This window comes from Candidatus Brachybacter algidus (assembly GCF_016707225.1).
GTDB classification, from domain to species: Bacteria; Bacteroidota; Bacteroidia; order Chitinophagales; family Saprospiraceae; genus Parvibacillus; species Parvibacillus algidus.
Window position 1 is genome coordinate 156,813 of sequence record NZ_JADJID010000005.1, and the last position, 23,532, is coordinate 180,344.

Below are 23,532 nucleotides of genomic sequence, written 5' to 3' on the forward strand. Positions count from 1 at the left end.
ACAGGATTTAGCAACAGTAGTTTTTGCCTTAAAAATCAAATTTAAGGAAAAATAATAATTAATTAGTTAAATACAATCTACTTCCAAAAGACTCAGCAGTAAGACATTTGTCAATGCTTCTGAATTACCGACACTTGAGTTATTGATATTTTAAATTCCAAAATATTTCATTAAATTGGCTTTGAACTAATTCATTTTTCAATGCATATATCTATAAAACGAACCACAATCGTTGAGTAATTCATCGTAATAATTAGGATAATTTTTAATCAATTCTGTTTTATATTTAGACACAAATACCGGTCTTTCCTTTTCATAATCATACCATGGAGTCATATAGTCTCTAAATTCATCACATTTTAAAACCATGCGCAGACAAAGGGCACTGAATTTTTTATTCTTCGATGCATCTGCAGCCTTTTTGTAATAATATATTGCTTTTGCTCCACCATAATAATTAGCCTCATCCACTCTCTGACTATAATTTTTATTATCCGGTTCCTCATTTGTTGACCAACCATAGCGCATCATCATCCATGAATTACCGTGATGTGTCATATTGTAAAATATATTGCCAAGTGTGAAATAATTCATCGCAGCATTTTTACCACTTGCTGCATTGTTCTGCAATTCAATTATTTTATTTAGTAATTCAACTTTAGTAAACCGAATCGTGTCTGCTGCAGTAGTTGAATGACCACTATAAAAATCAGCATGCATAGGATTTGCATCCAGATAAGTATCATATTCGATCACACCTGTATGCCAGTATTCTGCAGGTATCTGATTCAATGTTTTAGCTGCTTCTGTATATTTCTCTTCCCTCATCTGCATGGTGCCGTATAGGTCCATTAGTTTGTATTTATCGAAAACTGCTTTTGAGATAAGGTAAGATTCGAAATTGGTTTTATTGGGTTTTTCTATAAGATCGAGGATGTATTTCAATTCCTGTGGTCCAGCCATTTCGTCCAGATAAAAGAAGTAATCATCATAATGCATCCAAAATGAAATGAATTTTTTTTGCATCCTCAACAATTCTGCACAATGGGATAGCAGTAGTGCGGATTTAGCTATTTCTTTATTTTCTTCAAATTTATAGGCAACCATAGCGATCAGTTGATCTGTAGAGGAGTATTTTCTTTCCAAGCCATCGTTCTCTTCAACGTATTTCTTGCTTTTCGCATCCATATTCAGAAGATCTACTAAGTCCTGATATATCTTTTCTTCTACTCCCGCATTATTTTTTTGATCAAGATCAAAACATAATATCCTTGTCGTTTTAATTTGTATTAATTGATCCGGATTGGGGTTTTGGGTAAGTGCGGTCTCGAGTTTGCTTAAGGCTTTTTTGTTTTCTTTTATTAAAAAATATAAATGACCAAGTGCAAGGTTCCAATAGGCTTTATCTTTTACCTTGGCTTCATCGTTTATTTTCTCAGCCAAACTTATTACTTCATTAGTATATTTCTTATCATCTTCTAGATTCTGTTTTATGTAGGTCCCGGTATTATAATCATATGCGTCCAGAGCAGCATTGGTCAATCTATTTGTATACAGCCAATGTTCTATTTTGTTAATTTCTCTGGAGAAAAGAAAAGCAAGATCTTTATCATTTGGATCAAGGGCATAAATAGCACTTAATGCAGTCAAAGACCTGCCCGGATCATGCACGGCTGCCTGCGTCCAGATTGCGGCCTGATCCTTTGGACCCTTAGTCAGTGAGATTAATTCAGTAGGATTAGTTTTGTTGTATAAAAGATATGTACGATACCTTTTTGCTATTGAATTTTTGAAAACACGAGCATAGGCAAGGTCTTTCTTTTGAACATTTACAAGGCATTTTTCGGCATAATGCAACATTGCCCAATAGTTTATGACTGATTGTTGGGTATTGTTTTCTATATATTTTACATAAGTACTTTGGCATGTTTTTAGATCCTCATTGTATCTAGAAAGGACGATGACTTGATAGGCATATCTTGTCTTTAGAAATGCATCGGAAGTTTTAGTTAATTCTACCTGAGCTTCTTTAATTAGTTTGGTTCGCATGATTTTTTTCGCAGCTTCTTCCCGATCATATTTCGCTTGATCAATGTCAGTATTCCATTGATATTGATCCACCATGTCATTTCTTAAAAAATATTCACACCTTTTGGCGAATATCATGTACTGATATGCTTCATTATTTGCCTTTTTAATTTTTGGCCCGGAGGAATAATATTCCAGGAACTCTTTTGAATTTAATACTCCGGTCTTTTCATCGATTGCTCCGCCAGCCCAATAGCCATAAAGCATTTCATTAATGTCTATTTTACTGACCACTTTACCTAAATAAGTATACCATTCTTCTAGATTTTCATCTATTCCGGCGCTGTTCAGGGGATTATTATCTCCGTTTAGAAAATTCAAAGTATAATAAAATGGCTTATTGTGTTCAACTTTTGCCGTGTTTTCGTTAAACAGATGAAATCTGTAGGATTCAAGTTCATAATCATCAAAACAGGATGTATTAAATCCCCACAAAATTATTATGGCAATTAATTTACTGGAAAGTATCCAGAATTTTTTTGAATTGATGTACGTCATATGAATGTAATTGGACAGAATCAAGATGATAAAATGTAATGTTAATTGAATTTTGATCTTTTGGAACAATAGAAACGCATATTTCTGCAGCTCTTTTTAATTCCTTAAAGGTAATCTCTTCTAATCTTAAGATGTCACCTTTTCTGATAAATTTATCCTGGAGTAATGTATCTTTTTCAAAGCGGTAACTTTGGTTACCGGAGATTAACTTTGCGCCCATATTAATAAGGTCAGCATCATTTAGTCCCGGTAGTAAAGCAGACAGAGAACCATTTTGAAATAATACGCCCCAACTGAATAATGGCAGGGCAATATTGATGTGCAATGGATATTCTATGGCTCCTTTTATATATTTTTCGCCTTCTGTATTATCAAGTATAGAATTATAGGTTTTCATGTCCTGCACTCTTGACATATTGTAATACATCAAGGTGACTTCATCTACTGGTGGGATACCTGTTTTCTGAGCGTATTTAAATTGGTGAAGTCGCAGTGTACATGAAAGTTTTGCATCACCGATCATCGATTTGATGAGTATTAAGAAATTAAAATAAGCATCTTTCGTACCCGCTGTCCAATCGCAGTCGATCTGTATCTCTTGGTATGAGTTCAGGCCATTTTTACTTTCAATATCTCTAATTCTATTTACTAATTTTCTAGCAAGAGTGTCTAATCCTCTTTTCTGTAACTTTGCAAAAATGTCATTCTCAATATAAACTACCGGTATGAGGACCAAATTTGTATCTATTTTATCTTCAAATTTTATGCTGGAAACAGGCAGAATATCTTTTCCGTTCATTAGTTTAATATCAAAATAACGCACATATATTTTGTGAATATTATTTTCTGCAAGTTTACTCTTTTCGGATTCTGTTAGAATAAAAGTTTGTTTCCAATGGTAAATGGACGGAATTACTTCACGTTGTTTATTTTCACAGGAATTAAATAACCCGACAATTATTATTGGCCAAATGTAAAATAGATATTTTTTCAAAGTTTAATTATGCATTGGTATTAAAGCAGTGAAAGTAAGCATCAAAACTCAAAACTCAATAATAATTAACAATTAATAAATTACAATTACTTTAATGCATCGCTTCTCCCAAGTCTACTTTCGGCGCATTTTTCTTCTGCTTCACGAATAATATAAATGGTATGCAGATCAAAAATATGATGCCCAGATATAGAAATACATCCATGTACGACAAAACGGCAGCTTGTTTACTAACGCCATAATCTAATGCTTTATAAGCTGCTTTCAGCGCCACATCAGGCGTCATTCCTTTTCCCATAAATGATTGTTGAAGGCCATTGACACGTTGTTGCACAGCCATTGAATTTACGTCTAATTTCCCGACTAGATCATTTCTATATGCCATATTCTGATGTGATAGAAAGGTAGTGATCATCGCCACCCCGAACGATCCTCCTAGTTGCCGCATCATACCTGTAAATGCAGCTCCCTGTCCTATCTCCTGACCTTTCAATGTAGATAGAGATAAAGCTGTGATTGGAATAAACAGTAATCCAAGTCCTATACCACGAGCGATTAGCATCCAGAAAAAAGCGTCTGCACCCGTATCAGGTGTGATTATTTTGTAACCCCACAAGCTATAAACAAAAAATGTGAAGAGTCCTCCGGCTACTAAATATTGATTCTTAACCCCGGCAGTGATCAGCCGTCCGATTAATGGCATCATGAAGGCAGTGGTCAATGCAGCAGGGATCATGAGAGCACCTGATTGCTGTGCAGTCCATCCCAATGTACTCTGTGTATATAATGGTAGAATAAAGGTCGAACCATACAGTCCAAAACCGAGAATAAAAGACATGATAGTACCTATACGCAGGTTTCCATTCTTAAGAACTCGCAGTTCAACTATGGGATTTTTGTAGGTTAATTCCCTCCAGATGAAGAAGAATAGTCCAAGAATGGCAGCAGCGAATAGCATGGTGACTGTTTGGCTCTGGAACCAATCCTCTTCATGACCTCTTTCGAGAACGTATTGAAGCGAACCCACAGTGATAGCGAGCAATGCTATTCCGAGCCAGTCGATCTCATTACTTGCTTTTTTAGCTGCATATTTTGGACTTCGTACGAATTGTAAAGTCAATAATGTAGCTATTACACCGATCGGAATATTAATGTAAAATATATATGGCCAACTAAAATGATCCACGATATATCCACCTAAAGGCGGACCTAATGTCGGTCCGATGATTACGCCAAGACCATAGATGGCCTGCGCCATGCCACGTTTTTCGATGGGATACGACTCTGTAATGATTGTTTGTGAAGTTACGAGCAATGCTCCTCCGCCAAGTCCCTGGACAAATCTGAAAAATACAAGTTCCCATATGCCGTTTGCATTGCCACAAAGGAAGGAAAAAACAGTAAATATGATGATGGAAGCCGCAAAATAGTTTCTTCTTCCAAATTGCTGTGAAAGCCAGCTGGTCATCGGAACAATAATCACATTTCCGATAGCATATGCCGTGATGACCCAACCAACTTCCGTCAGCGTAGCTCCGAGATTGCCCCTCATATCGTTGAGGGCCACATTGACGATGGTAGTATCGACAATCTCAAGGAGTGCACAAAAGATTGCTGTGATCGTGATGATCACCCTTCTTCCGCCATATTCTACTAATGAATCCTGCATGTTGGATTGTTTTTGATATTTGAATTTTAGATGGGGTGAATTGAGCCTGAAGTCAAAAAAAAATCTGTAATCAGTAATCAGTAATCGGGAATGGAAACACCATCAAATTTTACGAAACACCATTTTAATTTCTAATTTCTAATTTCTGACTTCTAGAATCTAGTGTATAGCATCTAGCGTCTGATTTCTGACCTCTGACCTCTGACCTCTGACTTTCAATTCAAATGCACATCGACCTCCACATTCATTCCCGCTCGCAGCCTTTTGATCTCTGGATCTGTTTTGTTGACAAAATCTATTTTGATAGGCAGTCGTTGAACTACTTTTACGAAATTTCCACTAGCGTTATCAGGGGGAAGCAAGGCAAACTTAGATCCTGTAGCTGCTGAAAACGAACTTAGCACTCCTTCGAATTCATGATCAGGCAGCGCATCTACTTTAATAGTCACTTTTTGACCTTCAACCATTCTGTCAAATTGTGTTTCTTTAAAGTTAGCGACTACCCATTTGTCATTGCTAAGAATTATGCTAAATAAATTGTATCCTGCCTGAAGAAATTGACCTTTCTGTACTGGTACTTTAGAGACAATACCACTTTCCGGGGCAATGATGACTGTGTATGAAAGGTTAAGTTTTGCATTTTCCACATCTACTTCTCTTTGTTTAATGATGGAAGAAGTGACCTCGATTTGAGAAGAAGTAGCGTTACTTTGTGAGGAAACAACTCCAGTTTGTGCATAGGCTTGCTGCTTTTGATTGATTAAAACCTGCAATTGTTTTTTGAGCAGTCTGATTGGCAGCTACTGCTTGCTCATATTGTTGTTGAGTGATGGAATGGTCTTTAATCAGATTCTCATATCGTTCAAGATCTTGTGCTGTTCTGGTTACATTCACTTTAGCAGTTTGGATCTGAGATTCTGCGGTATTCACTGCTGCTTTTGAGGTGTTGATACCTTGTCTTGCAGCACTTGTGTTTGCTACTGCAGCATTATAATTACTTTTCGCTGTAGCTAGAGCTGCTTCAGCCTGGTGCAAAGTCACTTTCAAGTCCCGTGGATCTAATATTAGTAATGTATCCCCTTTGTTTACCATTTGATTGTCATCTACTTTGACATCAAGTACATATCCGGATATTCTGGAAATTACAGGATTGACATTAGCTTCAATCTGTGCATCATCTGTTTCTTCATGATGAAGACTGTGATTATATTTTGTTATTCCAAACCAAGCAGCACCACTTACTAAAACAAAAAGAATGATGATAAATACGGGGCTTCTTTTTTTAGATGGTTTGACGTTTGGTTCGTTTGTTATGGTCGACATTATTAAAATATTTATTATTTGTTATGATCTTATTTATTTAAGTTTTTGTCGGGTATGTTTTCGTCTGTCAATTTGTTGATGTGCTTAAAATTCAGCGTTCCATTCTAATTTCTAACTTCTATTTTCTTACTTTTAACTTTGATTATTTGGAAAGGGAACCCGTTGTTTTCAGGATTTTTGATAAGCTAGTGCTGCGTCTGCCTTCGCAAGTGACACATTCAACTTTGCTTGTAAAAGGGATACATCAGCTTCGAGCAAGTCGGTAATAGTTACCAAACTATTATTGTATTTATTGTTAGTGATCCTATAATTTTCAGTTGCTTGGGTAATAGCAGTTTCATAGACATTGATCTTTTGTTTTGACAGCAGATAATTCTGATAATCCCTGTTTATCTGTAGTTTGATCTGATCTGATAAAAGGTCTTTAGAAGATTGTAATTCTAGTGACATGGCTTCTGCTTTGGCTTGTCCCGTATTGGTCTTCCAAAGTGATGCAATGTTATATTTAACACCTACTCCCACATTCACTGCATTTGAAATAGTAATAAAGCCGGGTATGTCTGCTGCTACATATCCTCCTGTCAAGGCAACTGACGGATAGGCGTCTGCTTTAGCTATCTTGACTGAATTGGCAGCAGCTTTTTGTTGCAATTCCAAGGCTTGAACGTCTTTTCTAAGATTGAGGCCTTTATTGGTAAAGTCTTCTATGGTTGACAGTTGCTGAGATTCATTTAGAAATACGGGATCTATTTCGATCATAGTATTCTCCGGAAGCCCCATGATCAGATCCATGCTTACATTTGCTAGTTTGAGATTACTCTCTGCATCTAATAGTGCAAGAGAGATATTACTTGTTTGCAATTGAGCTTTCAAAAGGTCGTTTCTGGCCAATAATCCGTTTTGCTCAAGACGGGAGAACGTGGTATCTCTCTTCCCGGAAGCCTGAAGATTTTCTTTGATTACGTTGACTGCGATGCCTGCTTTATAAAGATTGGTGTAAGCCTCTATGGTATTGTAGACCACAGCATCCTTGTCATTGGCGGCACTTAGTCTGGCTGCCTGCTCCAGATAATTCGCGGATTCAACGCCATATTTTAATTTACCTCCAGTATAAATCGGATATGAAACGTTGATCAACCCGTACAATGCTTGGTTAATATCCGGACCACCTTGTCCTTCAGGGGCTGAAGCAAGATTGACATTTGCACTGTTCAATCTTAAATAACTGGCACTGACGCTGGCTTCAGGCAGTCTGTGGTCTTTCGCAGCGCGTACGTTGGCGATAGCTTCTGTAATCTTAAGATCTGAGATACGGAGGTTGTGACTGTTAGCCAGACTTAGATCAATTGCTTCTTGCAAAGTTATCTTTTTAGATTCCTGGGCACTTGCAGAAGCACCTAGAAGCAGGATAACAATCAAATTAAAAAAGAATTTTTTATTTTTCATATCCAAGTAATGTTTTAAAAATGATCCTCTGGTGATTGTATAATTTGTCGTACAAAAGTTCGTTACGCTCTTTAGTCGTTAATTTTTGGTAGTTATTAAATTCGAAGTAATAATCTTGGTTAATGACAGCTTGGGTTACGGTACCGGTCAAAGTATTCAAGGCTAGTATTACATCAACTTCTTTTTAAAATCTCCACTTCGCTGACCTTCTTTAATTAGTTCTGAGGTAAGAAAAGCATAATTTAATTTAAGTTCTTTGATGAGCTTGAGTATGACCGGATTTTGTTTTAGAACCTGTTCATACAACATAATTTTGTAGAAAGATTGGTTAGCGACGACTTTAGAAACATAATCTGACAGCATTCTCTCGACCTTTTCAAAAGGAGTAAGACTGGTATCCTTAAGAATCGTTTCGATCTTAATTTTTGAGGCATCCATTTTTTCATGAAAAAGGCTTTCCATGAGTTTCTCTTTACTACCAAAATAGTAGGAGATCATTGCGAGATTGACACCGGCCAATTCTGCAATATCTCTAACACTAGCGGCATCATAACCTTTGGTAGAGAACAGTTTGATGGCGGCTTCTAGAATGCTGGTTTTTTTATCCATGACTTTCATAAGGCGTATAAAGCCGCAAAACTAAACAAACGTTTAATTAAAACATTCGTTTAACAAATTATTTGCATTTAATATAGATTTGAATTTGGGTCACCTTCTCACTCATTCTTAAAGCTAATGGCCTATAGCTATTGGCTGATGGCTCTCACTGAATTGGAATTTTAATACACTTGAGCTAGGCGGACCACAGGATTTTGCTTCATTAATTCAACATGAAGTGAATGATTAAATGTTGAAAGCAATTTGGGAGTAGAGTTCATCGTAATATTGCAATATTACAATGGAGATAGAGGCACCACAAGATTTAGGTTCACATTAATTCACAAGGATGTGTATGTTTTACAGTTGAAAGTAAGTTGGGAGTGTGGTTCATCGTAATATTGCAATATTACATTTGAATTAAAAGTTCCATCTCAACATCAAATAAAAAAACCCGCAATTGTTTTACAATTGCGGGTCTAAAATCCCTTTTCAAGATCCGGAAATTATGACTAAATAATCACCAGGTAGTTTTTTTCTCCAAATAAATAATATACTACAAACTAAACATCCAAATCGATCATTGATTCGTAAATGAGTTGTAGTTGAGAAGATTATTTTTTTTTCTGCTATACGCAAGGATTAAATCCAAAGTTGATTTTTTGGGTTCAAACTGACAGTCTGGTAGTATTTTTTAAGGGAATTAACTGAATTTGAAATGTCCAATGTCTCATTGACAATGGCTAGTGTGTAGTTTTTGATTTTTTTTGAAGTTGTAATGGGAATGTTCTTTGTATAAATATTACTCATATCAAAAAGGTTATACTTTATAAATTAATCATAGGTTAAAATTCCTTTCTAAAACATGAAACTACTAATAAATATTGTGCTATCAAAAAATATATTCTTAACCTGAAAGAATATACCGCAATGTCAATCAGATAGACCAGCAGGATCCCAAAAATATTTTTCCATAGACACGATAACACTATCTTTTATTTCTATTCCTTCGTCATTTAATCTCGACTCCATTGTATGTTCTGGTGAGAAATGAAGTTGCCCAGTCAAAGCCCCTTTTCTATTGACTACTCTGTGGGCTGGTACTTCAAAAGCCTCAGTACCACAATGATTCAATGCCCATCCGACCATTCTTGCTGATCCAAGACCTAAGGCGTTTGCAATGGCTCCATAAGTTGTTACTCTGCCCAATGGAATCAATCGAACGATTTGGTAAACTGATTGAAAATACGAATGATCCGCCATAACTGCTTCTATTTTATGAAAATTTGAGCTTAAGCCTTTAACTTCGCCGATTAAATTTATAATAAACATGCTAAAGATAGCACACAATATAAGTAATTTATCAGATGCTCGCTACTTCGCAGCGGCAGGTTTTGATTGGATTATCTTCAATTTTGGACCGGGAGCAGCCGAACATAAACATTTAATCTACGGAATATCAGAATGGATCTCTGGCAGCAAGGTTGGCATGCATGTGACAAATGTTGATGAGGTATTATATCATATCGAAAACCATCCTGAGGTACAAGGTTTTTGGCTGGAAAAATCCTTTAAATTGGAGTTGGAAATAGACCATGCAACCTTATTTTCTGAATTACCATTAAAATCAACAAGCCACAATTATCAAATTGCTCATTCATTAGATTTTAATTCTGATGCCTCTAAAACCATTTTGGATCTTACTTCTCTTGAACCGGGAAGTTTTGATTTATCAAGTCTTAATATCGCAGGGATAACGCTGTCAGGCACTGAAGAAGAACGTCCCGGATTTAAAAGCTATGGATATATGGAAGACTGGATGGATATTCTGGACGAATTGAATGATTAAGTTGTCCTTGAAATAGCCTTTCTCTTGAAATCACCCTGACGTATCACCTTAAATATATCCTTCACTAGTTTTACACTTTTAAGTTCGAGCAAAGCATCAATGGTGCAAGCGCTCACAAATCAGCTTATACCTAAAGAAAATACTTTTTTAACCTGGTCAAACGGCTCAAGATTCGACTTTATACGAAACGGAATTATATAATTGACCAATACTTTGCCGTATAATGCCGAGCTGAAAGTCGTTTGGCCAAATTTATTTGGACTAATACGAATTTCCATTCGGTATTAATTCTATATTGGTCAATGAAATAATTCCATTTGTGTAGTCAGTAATTTCAGACTCCGTGTCTTTTAAAGGAAAGATATAACTATGTAGCACTTGACATTCACTAATCTCTTCTAGATTTTAGAACAAATGTTTACATTTTAATTACTTTTATTTAATTTATCCTCTGTGAGGGGACTATTTATAGAAAATGATGTTATAACAGTATAATTGAAAAATTATAAATTCCTTTTAACTGTATTACCCTGTTATTTATTTAACCTTTTAAATTCAAAAACATGTCAGTAAACATTTTAGATGTATTCAGAAATCAGATCGAAGGAAAGCTTATCAGTTCAGCATCATCCTTGTTAGGAGAGGGTGAGTCAGCAACTAAGAATGCCCTTGATGCTATTTCTTCCACTTTGTTGGGAGCAATGATTCAGAAAAGTTCAACAAATACCGGAGCTAATGAACTGCTAGATCTGTTAAAGTCAGACGATGTCAACTCGGCAGCACTTATTGAGAATATCAGCTCAGAACCATCAGATGGGTACAATTTAAATAATATCATGAACAAAGGCCTTCCGATAGTGAGAACCTTACTGGGAGGCACTGGAACTTCTGTAATAGATTGGATATCAGCTAAATTTAACATTAAGTCTTCTTCTACGGCATCATTGATGAGTCTTGTAGCGCCATTTTTGGCTGGAATAGTTGGAAAGGAAGCTGCTAAATCAGGTTTTAGTACCGCCGGTTTGACTGCACTTTTAGCTCAGCAAGCTCCATTTGTAAAGAGCTTGCTTCCGGCTGGTTTGGCAGGAATTACTAATTTCAATGCCATCAGTAATCCTAGCTTAAGAAATGAACCGTTATCAGGTGCTCCATTGAAAACGGAATCTTCGACATCTCCGGATGCCCGTAATACTGACACCAGTTTCTTAGGAGGCTTTATACCTTGGTTAATATTGATCCTGGGATTGGGATTGTTATGGTACTTTATGAGAGGATGCAATAATCCAAAAGTTGAGGAAACTGTCACAAATACTAGTATGGCAGTGGATACAATAAAAGAGAATGCAACGAATGCAATAGATTCGGTTAAAGCAGATGCTAATATTGCTTATGTCGCATTGAAAGGTAAAGTAGATGAATTCGGTAATTGGATCTCAGATCTTGGTAAAGATTATGAAGTAAAATTGCCTAATGGCAAAGTATTGAAAGTGTATGAATCGTCTATAGAGCGCAATCTTGTAGACTTTATCAACTCAGGTGAAAAAGATGAAGAAGTTTTGAAAAATAAATGGTTCTCATTTGACCGATTGTATTTCAAATCTGGAAAGTCCGAACTTACTAATGAGTCGAAAGGTCAGCTGGATAATATAGGAATGATACTTGCAGCATATCCTAATGTCAATATAAAAATGGGCGGTTATACAGATTCAGATGGAGAAGAATCTTTTAATCAAAAGTTATCTCAGGAAAGAGCGGAGATTGCAAAAAAAGAACTCCTAAAAAGAGGAATCGGCGCTGGTAGAGTTGAATCGGAAGGCTATGGAGAGCAATACCCAAGATGTCCTGCCAACGATACTAAAGAATGTAAATCACAGAATAGAAGAATTGATATTCGAGTTACAAAAATGTAAACCTAATATATTATTTCAGAAAATAAATTGGCTGTCTTCTTAAAAGTGGGCAGCCTTTTTTTATTTACAATTGGGAGACGGTTGAAGCAATTGTTGAAGTTCTTACAGGACTTCCTAGTTTTTTAACCTCCATCATCTCCTTGAAAAGTTCGGTATAAGAGGCACGATTTTCAATCATAGTGCCATTCTCAAATGAGATAGATGCAAATTTCTTCATGGGAACGTTGACTTTGATGATTCTCTTAAAGAATTCTGGATAAAAGACTAACGGATAGTGTTCATAATCTTTTGAACTATTGGCCTTAAGAAAAGCGCGTTCAATGGCTGCTTTATTGATCTTTTTTTCTTCTGCACTTATGTGACGATCATCGGTAGTATCGTCATTCCATACCATAAAGTGAGCTGATAAGTCTTTGATATTCTTCATGATGAAGTGAAGATTGGCATCTTTGGGATATAATATCTTAACATTAATACCAACTATTAATCCAGCAGATTTTATTTTGATGATGAGGTCTGAAAGCGGAGTTTTATTATAACCAATATTTTCAGTATTGATCATATTGTTTTCTTCTTCCATCAGATTAATGACCACACCTTTAAGTCCTTTTGATTCCAGCATTTCAAAGTCGATGTCCTTACCTTTTCCATCCAGCACTAACCAGGGCTCGCAGTTTTTGGGACAAGCGTTTAGGAATCTACCCAACTTGTACAGCATAGATTGGGGCTGTTCCCATTTAATATAAATCTTATGTGTATTGTCATAGAGCTTGAACTTGCCTGTAGTAAAAGGTCTATTGTAGTATTAAGTCTGCTTTTACTGCCGCAGGTAGAAAAGTCCAGAAAAGAAACACCGGGACTTTGCACCAAAACATCCTCTTTCAATTGTTCAAATTCATTGACGATGTATTTCTCAAATGCATCTCCAAAGAAAATCGGAATAAATGGGTTCCAGAAAAATTTACCATTATGCTTAAGTACCTTGTCAAAATAGAAGGGACTGGCCAGCCCATTATATTTTTTATCTAAGTTTTTGAAATATTTTATTGCAGAATTTAAACTTTTAGTCTCGCCCAAGCCTACTATGAAAATCCTTGTAGATAAGGCTGACATTAAATATTGCTTTTCAAAACGGCTTGAACTCAATATTTTTGAAACATGTTTTTTATTGACTGCGCTGACAATTTTGTTATTCTCCATGCAAATAAAAACATTACTGTAATTGAAACAATTTATATAAATTGCATCAATTGATTATGTGGAAATAGATTAATTCTCTGTGAATGATCGTTCTAAAATAACAACATTTTCCGCTGTTATCTTTGAAATACAATCTTAAATATTTGTTAAAATACATATATGCGTTTTAATAATTTGTTCAATTCGTTGGTATTAAACATTTTAGTTTTTAGTGCGACTGGACTTGTTGCTCAATCTGTGACAATGTCCAACGAGATCACTATGGTCTCGGACAATAATTATGATCTGATAGGATACTTCAATAATAAGATTACCCTGCTCGAAGACAATGGCAGAAGTCTTACGCTTCACGAATTCGATGACAACCTTAAGAATATAAATACTCCAACTATTAATTTTAATTATAAAAAAAGCAGGTTATTCGGATATGTACCCCAGGATACCATGCTGACACTCTATTACAAATATTTTGATGACGAACAGTATATCATTTCACTTTTGAATTATAATTCTAGGCTCGAACTTCTTGGCGAAATGATCCTTCAGACTTATGACAAGAATCAAGCTCGCCCTTTACCGATCAATATATCTGAAGATAAGTCTCATCAACTCATTATGCTCAATGAAGTGGCAGATAAGACCACTCGATACATCATGTATGATGCGGCAAGTAATAAAGTTTTGTGGAATACAAATGATCAAGGCATAGAATCTAATTTATATGAAGAGGATCGTTTGGCCAAAATAGTTACAAACAAAGGTGTCGTGTATAGCCTATACATCAATAGTCATAATAGAGCCAAGAATAATTATACCATAGTGAGGCTGGATCAGCTTGGATACAGAAAGCTGGAAATTACATTAAATACAATTCCGCTTTCGGACATTTTAATGGAGTATGACAATGATATTGACAAGTTGACTTTGTTTGGTATATATATGGATGAATTAAGTGCCATGCAGGAAGGCATCCTGCATATGGATGTATATCCTTCACTGGAATATGCAGCGGACTATAAACTAATTCCTTTCGGAAGGCAAACGATCATAGATTACTTTGGACAAAATCAACGGCAGAAGATCGGTATTGTGGACCTGGAATTAAAGGAAGTCCAGACAAGAATGGATGGAGGACACCTGCTTATATGTGAACAAAAAAAAGAAGTCAACAGAATAAACAATACAGGCAGAAGCGCTTTTGTGCCTGTAAGTACGAGTACAGACTATTACATAGAAGACATTATACTTACAAGTCTTGATAAGGCAGGAAATCTTGAATGGCAGAAAGTATTGCAGAAGAAACAATATTCATATGATGATGATGCGGCATATTCCTCCTATTTCATTCATGCCAATCCCTCCCATCTCAGACTTATGTATAATGACGAGATCAAGAATGAGAACACGATCAGCGAATATGTGGTCAATCCATTAGGCAATGTAGATAGAAGGGTCATGTTTAATACGGCGGGTTCCGGACTGCATGTACAGGTCAGAAATGGCATGCAGATCAGCTCCAATGCGACGATTCTACCGAGTATCCGCAAGGGTAAATTACGTCTTATCAAAGTAACTTATTAAAAAAAAGCAAGAATTCTTTTTTATTTCCATAATAGTCCTATCTTTGCATCGCTTTTGAAGAAAGGCGCATTATTAAAATAAATTCATTGGGAGCATAGCTCAGCTGGTTCAGAGCATCTGCCTTACAAGCAGAGGGTCCGCGGTTCGAATCCGTGTGCTCCCACAAACTAGGGTTAAAGTCGCAAGATTTTGACCCTTTTTTTATGTCTAAAATTAATGTTTTTGTCACCTCTGGTGCAAATATTTAACTTGTGAGTTGATAAATAATTAAGTCTTCGAAAGGTCACCAGTCACAGACTGGCACCAGCGTAAATGCGAGATAGTTGTGGTTTTATTTATACTTATGGGAATATTGGTTGGTAAGAAATGAGAATTGGGTTGAAATGAATTGAAGTTATACTTATGCCAGTGGGGAATAATGGTCACCATTAAACACGAATTTATTCGTGAGAATTCGTGCAATTCGTGGTTAAAAACTTTTAATGCAATATGAAATAAGATTAAATTATTGACCAATATTTTTTCGAATACTGCCGAGCTGAAATTCGTTCGCCGGAATTTATTTGGCCAATTAACCATTTCCGTTCGGTATAGAGTTCTATTTTCGATAATGGCCAATTATTGGTTGTGATTTATTAATCTATTTCATTCAACAATATTGACCCTCAAAAAATAGTGCTTCATATTGTGACTTTAATCTGTTCCTTTTTAGACATTTCCTTTCTAAATTTTCCCCTCAAATCACCACCCACACACATTAACAAATCATTATTTGCCGAAAACTTTAAAAAAAGTATATTTGCAGCCGTTTAGGATACCTTATAAATACAATGATATCAGCTATTTGCAACAAGTCGACCTCAAGAGTTCATTAATTTTTTGCAATAAATTGGTTCAGTATCCATATACGCTTCTTCAAAATGATGCGTTACAGAGGTCTTAAAACGATTTAATCTAAACCTATACAATACGTATGTTCAAGAACTGTCTATTCTTTGCTTTTTGTCTTTTCGTATCATCTTCATTGTTCTCCCAGAAAGATGAAGTGCTTTTTACGGTCAATAAAGCACCTGTCACCGTCAGCGAATTCAAATATATTTATGAAAAGTCGAACAATAAGAATGCTGACTATTCTGAAAAATCTCTAAAGGAAAGTCTGGACCTATATACAAGATTCAAACTTAAAGTGGCTAAAGCCAGGGACTTGAGGCTGGATACCTTGACCTCGCTCAAAACGGAATTGAACAGCTACAAAAAACAATTGGCTGAATCTTATCTGACTGACAAGGAAATCACAGAAAAATTAGCGGCTCAACTTTACGACAGAAGTAAGACAGATATACGTATAGCCCACATCTTCATTGCTGCCGGCCCGGATAAACTTCCTGAAGATACCCTTAAAGCTTATGCCAAGGTCATGGAGATAGCAGCTAAACTTAAGGCAGGTGGTAAATTTGAAGATCTTGTAAAGCAATACTCTGAAGATGAGAGCTCTAAAGTTAATAATGGAGATGTTGGGTTTCTAGCTCCAATGTATCCAAATGGATTCTTTTCTCTTGAAAACTTGGTTTATTCTTTGAAGAAAGGTGAAGTAGGAGGCCCGGCGAGAACTGCAGCAGGTTGGCATTTTGTCAAAGTTTTGGACTCAAGACCAGCACGTGGTGAAATGGAAATAGCTCAAATTCTGGTCCGCATTAATAAAGAAGTGGATGAAGGTTTCGCTAAAAATAGGATCGATTCGATTTACACAGCACTTCAGAAAGGAGCAGATTTTAACGAAACAGCAAAGAATTTTTCTGACGATAAAGCGACCTCCGGTAAAGGCGGATTCTTAGGTTTCATTACTATAGGTCAATACGATCCAACTTTTGAAGATGCAGTATTTACTTTGAAAAATGATGGTGATTATACCACTCCATTTAAGACAGCCCTTGGATTCCACATTGTCAAGAGAATATCTAAAAAATCAGATGTCAATTTTGAAACCTCTAAGAAGGCTTATATGACAAAAGTAGCTCAGAATGAGCGCTTTGCTTTGGCGAAAGATAAATTGGTTGAAAAAATTAAAAAAGAATATAAATATACACTCGATCAAAAGGTATATAAACAATATGTAGACTCTATCAACACAGATAAATTTTACACTTCAACATGGACAGAGCCTAAGATCAAAAGCAGCCCAATGTTTACAATGGGAGGTAAAGAATATACCACAGATGAAGTTAGTGAGTTTTTGAAAGCAAACTCAAGAAGGAGAGTAAGAATGAATAAAGGCATGATCCCAAGCATCGCATTCGAAGAACTTTATAATGAATTTGTAGCAACAAAAGCTATGGAATATGAGCAAAGCCAGCTTGAATTTAAATACCCTGATTATAAGTCATTGACAAGAGAATATGAAGAAGGTTTCTTGTTTTTCGAGGTGACCAACAATGAGGTTTGGAATAAAGCTTCTCAGGATACTATTGGGATTGACAAATTCTTCGCAGAGAACAGTAAGAAATATATGTGGGAAGAAAGAGCAAGAGTATTGCACTATACGCTGAAAGCTTCCACTCCTGAAGAGCTAAACAAGATATACGAAAGTATTCGTAAAAGCACACCTGAAGAGCTCCAGAAGAAATTTGGTACAGATAAGGTTTCCTATACTTCTGAATTGATTGAAAAATCTAATAGTGGTGATGTGGCAGGTCTTGACTGGAGAATAGGTAATATGTCCGGCTTGCAGCGTAATCCTGATGGAAAAACTGGCACCGCAGATAAGATTGAATCAATCACTCCTCCTTCTCAGAAAGAACTGAAAGATGCTAGAGGATTCGTCATTGCAGATTATCAAGACTACCTTGATAAGCTTTGGGTAGAAAAACTTAAAAATGAATACAACGTTTCAGTAAATCAAAACGTTTTTAATTCGCTTGTAAAGCGTTAATAGAATAAATTTCAAATGATCAGAACCTTAGCGTTTATTATTTGCTTACTACCAACATTGGTATTTGCACAAAGAGAAGTTTTAGATAAAGTGATTGCTCAGATAGGTGGCGAATCTTTACTCCAGTCAGAAGTAGAAGATGCTTATACTATGGAAGCAGGCCGCAATCCTAAAGTTCCTACAGATCTGCGTTGTCAGATAGTTGAAAATCTTCTTCTTCAAAAATTACTTACCAATCAGGCAAAAATTGATTCTGTAGTAGTTAGCAATGATATGGTCGAAAACCAGTTGAATGCAAGGGTGGATCGAGTTTTAGCTTACATGAACAATGATGTGTCTCAGTTTGAGTCATATTATGGCAAATCTGTCAGCGAAATGAAGGATGAATTGAGGGGCGACTTAAAGGACCAATTGATGGCGGAGGAAATGAAAAATAAGATAGTCGAAAAGATTACCATTACTCCGTCTGAGGTCAAACAATATTTTAAATCAATACCATATGACAGCTTACCCTATTATAATGCTGAAGTAGAATATTCTGAGATCAACTATTATCCAAAACCTTCTAAGGCAGAAAGGCAGAAAATAACTGATAAACTGAATAGTATCAGGACCAGAATCGTTGAGAATGGTGAAAAATTTGAAGATCTTGCTAAGAAATTTTCTATTGATGGATCAGCTGCAGCAGGCGGAGATCTTGGTTGGGCGAAACGTGGTGCTTTTGTTCCTGAATTTGAAGCTACAGCTTTTAATCTGGAAGAAGGTCAGGTGAGCACAATAGTAGAATCTGAATTTGGTTACCATTTAATTCAATTAATTGAAAGAAGAGGTAATTCTTTTCATGCAAGACATATCTTACTTAAGCCTGAGTTGTCGGATGATGACAAGAGAATTGCAAAGCATACACTCGATAGCATACTAGTTGAACTTAATAACAGTAAGGTGACTTTTGTGGATGTTGTGAAAAAATACAGTAATAAAAACTTTCCTAGTTACAGCAATGGAGGACGTGCCATAAATCCTGCAACAAACACCAATTTTTTCGAAATTTCTGATCTTGAACCTGATATCTATTTTACCTTAGACACCATGGTAGTAGGACAGATTTCAGCTCCTCATGAATTCAAAGATCCTTATGGTGAAACAGCTTATAAGGTTTTAATGCTGCAATCACGATCTGAACCACACAAAGCAAGCCTTGAAAAAGATTTTTCCCGATTGAAGGAAGATGCAATCATTGAAAAGAAAGATTCTGAGGTAAAAAGATGGGTGGATGAAAAAATTGGTCAGACATATATGACTATTCAGCCGGAATGGCAAACTATGTGCCCTAACATCAGCAATTGGAAGATGGCCAATTGATTTTTTTATTATGTACCTTTATTGGACAATAATAAATTAGTCTTTGGAACGACCTGTTATTCCATTCTTTTTTTTACCAGAAGTAATAGAGTTTCGGCCACTAATCACCTCTTTATTTGACCTAATTCAAAAACAGTTTGAGGTAAAATTTATTGAGACAGAAGAGTTGGTTCAAGATGCCCTCATCTTTGATTTATCATCGGGCTACCCTTTAAAAAGAGAAGTCTATACCAAACTAGGCCTTTTGAGACCATGTCCTGAATTGTTTCAACAAGGACTTCATATATGTTTCGAAACTGACCTTAAAAAGATTGATCCACTCGCTTCAGCCTTCTCTATTTTACATTGTTTATCAGAGCAAAATCTATCTGATGCTGTGCTGGATAAATATGGTAGATTAACATACGAAAATAGTCTTTACAAGGCTTTCCATTCCTCTTATGAAGATCTTGTATCGCCACTCTTCAGAATATTTTTGAAAGATTATTGCCATATTGAGAACATCAGATCTATGGCACCTAGGAGCGTAATTCTCACACACGATATAGATTTTCTGACATCAGGGTTTAAACAGGAGTTTAAGTTTTTCTTAAAAAATCCATCCTGGTCCCTTGGAAAAGCTTTATTTAAACATCTCTTTGGATCAAAGAAAATTTGGAATAATATTTCCGAGATTATTTCTTTAGAAAGAACATTCGGAGTAAAAAGTACTTTCTATTTATTACCAAATGAAGGCTTTGTTAAAAATATTAGACAGGCAGATTATGGCCCTGATATTCTTAAATCAACTGCGGAATCTATCTTGACCGATGAGATGGAAGTTGGTTTGCACAAAAGCAGTTCTGATCATAGTTATTTAGATGAAGCAGCAAAATTTAAAAGATCAGAACCATTTACCAATAGGAATCACTTTCTGAAATACACATATCCTAAGAGCTGGAAAGAGATGGCAGTTGAAGGAGTGGAAGTGGATACTGGACTTGGATGGTCTGATGCTCCTGGGCTTCGCAATGGCTATCCATTTCCATTTATACCTTTTGTAAAACCATATGGAATACAAGTTGTTCCCTTGATATTGATGGATACCAGTTTCGATAATTTTAACCAAAATTCAGATATTGTTGAATCATTTAAGAAAATGATTGATCAGTGGAATAACGGTTATACAGTTTCTGTTCTTTTTCACAATAATTATCTTACCCCTTGGTCCAACAAATATTTTCTGGATCAATACATTGAATTTTTGAAATATCTCACAAAGGAAGGCATAGAGGTGAAAAGCAGTTCACAAATTAATTCAGAACAATCAGAAACAATATGATACTATGCATATAGTTATAATACCGGCATGGTATCAAGCCTCTGAAGAAGGTCATGTTGGAATTTTTGTGCGGGACATTGCAGAGAACTATGCGCTGGCGGGTCATCAAGTTTCAGTAATTTGTTTTCATATCGACAAAGACAATACTGAAAAAACTATTAAAACCGACTGCAAAGGTTTTGTGGAATATTATCATTATGTGAATAAACGTCGACAGATCAGGAAGAAAGCATTGCTGTATTTTGAGCAGTATGTTTTATTAAATGGACAACCGGATATCATCAACACTCATGGATTGTCAGCGCTTGGATGGGTCAAAAAGATCAAAATTAAATTTAAGATTGCTATTGTTCACACCGAACACCTAAGCGCTATTATGAACAATAGATTGACGCTTAAACTTAGGCTGCAAACTTATTTTTACTATAGACGTGCTGATCATATTATTGCTGTCAGTAGGCTTCTCGCTGCTAACATCAGTAAATTAACGAATACTCCTGTAACTTTCATTTCGGGTATGGTCCATCAGGACTTTTTCGCACCTGTGTTAAGTGATGCGATCAAGCAAAGAGTATCGATGGCCTGCGTCAGTGATTTGGATCAAAGAAAAGGACATATTTTATTGCTAGAGGCACTCAGTATCCTCAAGAATCGCGAGATGGAGTTTGAACTGCACCTGATTGGTGACGGTCCTGAAGAAGAAACTATGAAGTCATACGTCCAAGAACATTCACTTGGTGAAGAGGTGATATTTCATGGAAGGACGAAGAGAGAGGAAGTCATAGGTGTATTAGAAAATTGCGAACTTTATGTATCAGCTTCCAGGTTGGAAAGCTTTGGTAGCCATATTGCTGAAGGACTTGCCATGGGATTATACGTTGTTACAACGGATTGCAAAAGCCCAGAATTCTATATTAATGATGAAAATGGAGTAATTGTGCATGAATTTGATGCCATCATATTAGCTGATGCAATAGAGTTGGCAATATTAGAACACGAAGTCTATTCTAAAAATATCATAAGGACATCCATTGAAGAAATAGCTGCTCCTAAGGTCGTCATTCCTCAGATCGAGGACATATTCGATCTTTATTCAGTTTAAAATAAATATCACATCAAAGTATTCTCTATGAATGGCAACTTACCCGGATAGTCCGTGGTATAATGCAACCCTCTGCTTTCGTGTCTCAATGTCGCTCCTTTGATGATCAAATATGAAATAGTAATAAGATTGCGCAACTCACATAGCTGTGGACTTATAGTTGTATTGTTGTATAATTCTTCAGTTTCCTGATAAAGTAAAAACATCCTGTCAGATGCTCTTTTAAGTCTGACATTGGATCGGACTATACCAACATAATTGGACATGATCTCCTTAACTTCCTTTCTGCTTTGCGTGATTAGAATCATTTCTTTGGGATCATTGGTACCGGTCGCATTCCAATCAGGAATACCTTCTTGAATCGTATATTCTTCAAAGCTTTCCAGTATTTTCATTGCTCCCCTATAGCCAAATACCAGTCCTTCCAACAGTGAATTACTTGCAAGTCTGTTTGCCCCATGCAGCCCCGAACATGTACATTCTCCGGCTGCCAATAGTCTTCTTATAGAACTTTGACCAAATTCATTTACCTGAATTCCGCCACACATATAATGACAGGCAGGGACAACTGGTATCATGCTGACCATCGGATCTATACCTATACTCAAACATTTGTTATAAATATTTGGAAAATGCTTCAAGAATCCTTCCTTATCCAGATGTCTGCAATCGAGATACATATTGTCTACACCGCGTACCTTCATCTCATTATCTATGGCACGAGCTACGATATCTCTAGGAGCTAAAGACAATCTTTCATCATATTTTTGCATGAATTCATTTCCGGAAGCGTCTTTTAAAACTGCTCCGAAACCTCTCACAGCTTCACTGATAAGAAAATCAGGATTTTCTCCCGCAGGATTATACAACGCTGTTGGGTGAAACTGAACAAATTCCATATTTTCAACCCGACCTTTAGCACGATAGAACATGGCGATGCCATCGCCCGTGGCTACTGCTGGGTTGGTAGTTGATTTATATACCTGACCTGTGCCTCCGGATGCCAAAACAGTTTGTTTGGCGAGAAATGTAATGATCTCGCTGGTCTTTCTATTCAGCGCATAGACCCCAAAACATTCGATATTTGGGGTTAGTCTGGATATATTATGTCCAAGATGATGTTGAGTAATAATGTCTATGGCAAAGTAATGTTCATATATTGCTATATTATCATATGTTGCTGCTTTGGCCATCAAGGTGCGTTGAATTTCCCATCCGGTGACATCTTTATAGTGAAGAATCCTGTTTTCACTATGTCCTCCTTCTCTTCCCAGGTCATAATCACCTGAATTGTCTTTATCAAAATTTGCTCCCCAATCGATCAATTCCTGGACTCTTACCGGACCTTCTTCTACTACGATGCGCACTATTTTTGGATCGCAAAGGTCATCTCCTGCATCCAGCGTGTCATCAATATGACTTTTAAAATCGTCGGTTTCATGATCCCACACAGAAGCAATTCCTCCTTGGGCATAATTCGTATTGCTTTCGCTTTCAGTAGTCTTGGCGAGTACGATGATGCTAATGTCCTTTCTCCTGGAAGCTAATTGTATTGCAAGGCTTAGCCCTGCTACCCCTGAACCAATGATTACGATGTCTGATTGTATTGCCATGAAATATAAACGATTTGTTCGTGTCAGGTTATTAAACAGCAAATATAGGA

Annotated in this window: 18 protein-coding genes and 1 tRNA gene; 8 read left to right on the forward strand and 11 right to left on the reverse strand. The window is 36.3% G+C overall.

Going from position 1 to position 23,532, the window contains the following annotated elements:
* Positions 1–198: 198 nt before the first annotated feature.
* From IPI15_RS15225 to IPI15_RS15260, 8 genes are all read right to left on the reverse strand, one after another.
* Positions 199–2,586 carry a hypothetical protein gene (locus tag IPI15_RS15225; protein ID WP_287405382.1) on the reverse strand — a complete coding sequence of 796 codons (2,388 nt, stop codon included), beginning with the start codon at positions 2,584–2,586 and terminating at the stop codon, positions 199–201.
* Complete coding sequence (locus IPI15_RS15230) at positions 2,543–3,385, reverse strand: hypothetical protein (protein WP_287405383.1); 843 nt, start codon at positions 3,383–3,385, stop codon at positions 2,543–2,545. The genes IPI15_RS15225 and IPI15_RS15230 overlap by 44 nt, the downstream gene beginning before the upstream one ends.
* A gap of 286 nt (positions 3,386–3,671) precedes the next feature.
* The gene (locus tag IPI15_RS15235) at positions 3,672–5,249 is read right to left on the reverse strand and encodes a DHA2 family efflux MFS transporter permease subunit (protein WP_287405384.1); all 1,578 of its coding nucleotides are present in this window, start codon (positions 5,247–5,249) and stop codon (positions 3,672–3,674) included.
* 215 nt (positions 5,250–5,464) lie between these two features.
* Positions 5,465–6,022, reverse strand: coding sequence for an HlyD family secretion protein (locus tag IPI15_RS15240; protein ID WP_287421081.1), 558 nt, complete (start codon positions 6,020–6,022; stop codon positions 5,465–5,467).
* Complete coding sequence (locus IPI15_RS15245; protein ID WP_287421083.1) at positions 5,955–6,572, reverse strand: HlyD family secretion protein; 618 nt, start codon at positions 6,570–6,572, stop codon at positions 5,955–5,957. Before IPI15_RS15245 ends, IPI15_RS15240 begins: the two co-directional genes overlap by 68 nt.
* A 168-nt stretch (positions 6,573–6,740) precedes the next feature.
* A complete protein-coding gene (locus IPI15_RS15250; protein ID WP_287421085.1) occupies positions 6,741–8,018 on the reverse strand; it encodes a TolC family protein in 1,278 nt (425 codons plus the stop codon).
* A 168-nt stretch (positions 8,019–8,186) separates the two neighbouring features.
* The gene (locus IPI15_RS15255; RefSeq protein WP_287421087.1) at positions 8,187–8,627 is read right to left on the reverse strand and encodes a TetR/AcrR family transcriptional regulator; all 441 of its coding nucleotides are present in this window, start codon (positions 8,625–8,627) and stop codon (positions 8,187–8,189) included.
* A gap of 921 nt (positions 8,628–9,548) precedes the next feature.
* Positions 9,549–9,878 (reverse strand): MGMT family protein, encoded by a 330-nt coding sequence (locus IPI15_RS15260; RefSeq protein WP_287405388.1) that lies wholly within the window; start codon positions 9,876–9,878, stop codon positions 9,549–9,551.
* Between the two features lie 67 nt (positions 9,879–9,945).
* On the opposite strand from IPI15_RS15260, the gene IPI15_RS15265 reads away from it, so the two are divergent.
* Both IPI15_RS15265 and IPI15_RS15270 read left to right on the forward strand, forming a co-directional pair.
* A complete protein-coding gene (locus IPI15_RS15265) occupies positions 9,946–10,464 on the forward strand; it encodes a hypothetical protein (RefSeq protein ID WP_287405389.1) in 519 nt (172 codons plus the stop codon).
* Between the two features lie 563 nt (positions 10,465–11,027).
* Positions 11,028–12,374, forward strand: coding sequence for a DUF937 domain-containing protein (locus IPI15_RS15270; RefSeq protein ID WP_287421089.1), 1,347 nt, complete (start codon positions 11,028–11,030; stop codon positions 12,372–12,374).
* A gap of 64 nt (positions 12,375–12,438) precedes the next feature.
* On the opposite strand, the gene IPI15_RS15275 is transcribed toward IPI15_RS15270, so the two are convergent.
* Both IPI15_RS15275 and IPI15_RS15280 read right to left on the reverse strand, forming a co-directional pair.
* The gene (locus tag IPI15_RS15275; RefSeq protein WP_287421092.1) at positions 12,439–13,092 is read right to left on the reverse strand and encodes a hypothetical protein; all 654 of its coding nucleotides are present in this window, start codon (positions 13,090–13,092) and stop codon (positions 12,439–12,441) included.
* Positions 13,065–13,487 (reverse strand): hypothetical protein, encoded by a 423-nt coding sequence (locus tag IPI15_RS15280; RefSeq protein ID WP_287421094.1) that lies wholly within the window; start codon positions 13,485–13,487, stop codon positions 13,065–13,067. The genes IPI15_RS15275 and IPI15_RS15280 overlap by 28 nt, the downstream gene beginning before the upstream one ends.
* Before the next feature lie 246 nt (positions 13,488–13,733).
* Between IPI15_RS15280 and IPI15_RS15285 the strand changes: the two genes are divergently transcribed.
* From IPI15_RS15285 to IPI15_RS15310, 6 genes are all read left to right on the forward strand, one after another.
* Positions 13,734–15,155: a hypothetical protein gene (locus tag IPI15_RS15285; RefSeq protein WP_287405392.1), complete on the forward strand. Its 1,422-nt coding sequence runs from the start codon at positions 13,734–13,736 to the stop codon at positions 15,153–15,155.
* Between the two features lie 88 nt (positions 15,156–15,243).
* A tRNA-Val gene (locus tag IPI15_RS15290) sits at positions 15,244–15,318 on the forward strand.
* Between the two features lie 810 nt (positions 15,319–16,128).
* Entirely contained in the window at positions 16,129–18,084 is a 1,956-nt protein-coding gene (locus IPI15_RS15295) for a peptidylprolyl isomerase (protein ID WP_287405393.1), read from the forward strand.
* Between the two features lie 15 nt (positions 18,085–18,099).
* Complete coding sequence (locus IPI15_RS15300; RefSeq protein ID WP_287405394.1) at positions 18,100–19,446, forward strand: peptidylprolyl isomerase; 1,347 nt, start codon at positions 18,100–18,102, stop codon at positions 19,444–19,446.
* Between the two features lie 43 nt (positions 19,447–19,489).
* The gene (locus IPI15_RS15305; protein ID WP_287421096.1) at positions 19,490–20,767 is read left to right on the forward strand and encodes a polysaccharide deacetylase family protein; all 1,278 of its coding nucleotides are present in this window, start codon (positions 19,490–19,492) and stop codon (positions 20,765–20,767) included.
* Between the two features lie 4 nt (positions 20,768–20,771).
* On the forward strand, positions 20,772–21,869 hold the full coding sequence (locus IPI15_RS15310; RefSeq protein WP_287405396.1) for a glycosyltransferase: 1,098 nt from the start codon (positions 20,772–20,774) through the stop codon (positions 21,867–21,869).
* Between the two features lie 8 nt (positions 21,870–21,877).
* Here IPI15_RS15310 and nadB read toward each other — a convergent pair whose 3' ends face one another.
* A complete protein-coding gene (gene nadB / locus IPI15_RS15315; protein WP_287405397.1) occupies positions 21,878–23,482 on the reverse strand; it encodes an L-aspartate oxidase in 1,605 nt (534 codons plus the stop codon).
* Between the last annotated feature and the right edge of the window lie 50 nt (positions 23,483–23,532).

What these genes read in the sequence shown, in the direction of transcription:
- IPI15_RS15300 (WP_287405394.1), top strand. Translation starts at nt 18,100, where the DNA reads ATGATCAGAACCTTAGCGTTTATTATTTGCTTACTACCAACATTGGTA.
- IPI15_RS15285 (WP_287405392.1), top strand. Translation starts at nt 13,734, where the DNA reads ATGCGTTTTAATAATTTGTTCAATTCGTTGGTATTAAACATTTTAGTT.
- IPI15_RS15265 (WP_287405389.1), top strand. Translation starts at nt 9,946, where the DNA reads ATGCTAAAGATAGCACACAATATAAGTAATTTATCAGATGCTCGCTAC.
- IPI15_RS15295 (WP_287405393.1), top strand. Translation starts at nt 16,129, where the DNA reads ATGTTCAAGAACTGTCTATTCTTTGCTTTTTGTCTTTTCGTATCATCT.
- IPI15_RS15250 (WP_287421085.1), bottom strand. Translation starts at nt 8,018, where the DNA reads ATGAAAAATAAAAAATTCTTTTTTAATTTGATTGTTATCCTGCTTCTA.
- IPI15_RS15225 (WP_287405382.1), bottom strand. Translation starts at nt 2,586, where the DNA reads ATGACGTACATCAATTCAAAAAAATTCTGGATACTTTCCAGTAAATTA.
- IPI15_RS15235 (WP_287405384.1), bottom strand. Translation starts at nt 5,249, where the DNA reads ATGCAGGATTCATTAGTAGAATATGGCGGAAGAAGGGTGATCATCACG.
- IPI15_RS15255 (WP_287421087.1), bottom strand. Translation starts at nt 8,627, where the DNA reads ATGGATAAAAAAACCAGCATTCTAGAAGCCGCCATCAAACTGTTCTCT.
- IPI15_RS15310 (WP_287405396.1), top strand. Translation starts at nt 20,772, where the DNA reads ATGCATATAGTTATAATACCGGCATGGTATCAAGCCTCTGAAGAAGGT.
- IPI15_RS15230 (WP_287405383.1), bottom strand. Translation starts at nt 3,385, where the DNA reads ATGAACGGAAAAGATATTCTGCCTGTTTCCAGCATAAAATTTGAAGAT.
- IPI15_RS15260 (WP_287405388.1), bottom strand. Translation starts at nt 9,878, where the DNA reads ATGGCGGATCATTCGTATTTTCAATCAGTTTACCAAATCGTTCGATTG.
- nadB (WP_287405397.1), bottom strand. Translation starts at nt 23,482, where the DNA reads ATGGCAATACAATCAGACATCGTAATCATTGGTTCAGGGGTAGCAGGG.
- IPI15_RS15280 (WP_287421094.1), bottom strand. Translation starts at nt 13,487, where the DNA reads ATGTCAGCCTTATCTACAAGGATTTTCATAGTAGGCTTGGGCGAGACT.
- IPI15_RS15270 (WP_287421089.1), top strand. Translation starts at nt 11,028, where the DNA reads ATGTCAGTAAACATTTTAGATGTATTCAGAAATCAGATCGAAGGAAAG.
- IPI15_RS15245 (WP_287421083.1), bottom strand. Translation starts at nt 6,572, where the DNA reads ATGTCGACCATAACAAACGAACCAAACGTCAAACCATCTAAAAAAAGA.
- IPI15_RS15275 (WP_287421092.1), bottom strand. Translation starts at nt 13,092, where the DNA reads ATGCTGTACAAGTTGGGTAGATTCCTAAACGCTTGTCCCAAAAACTGC.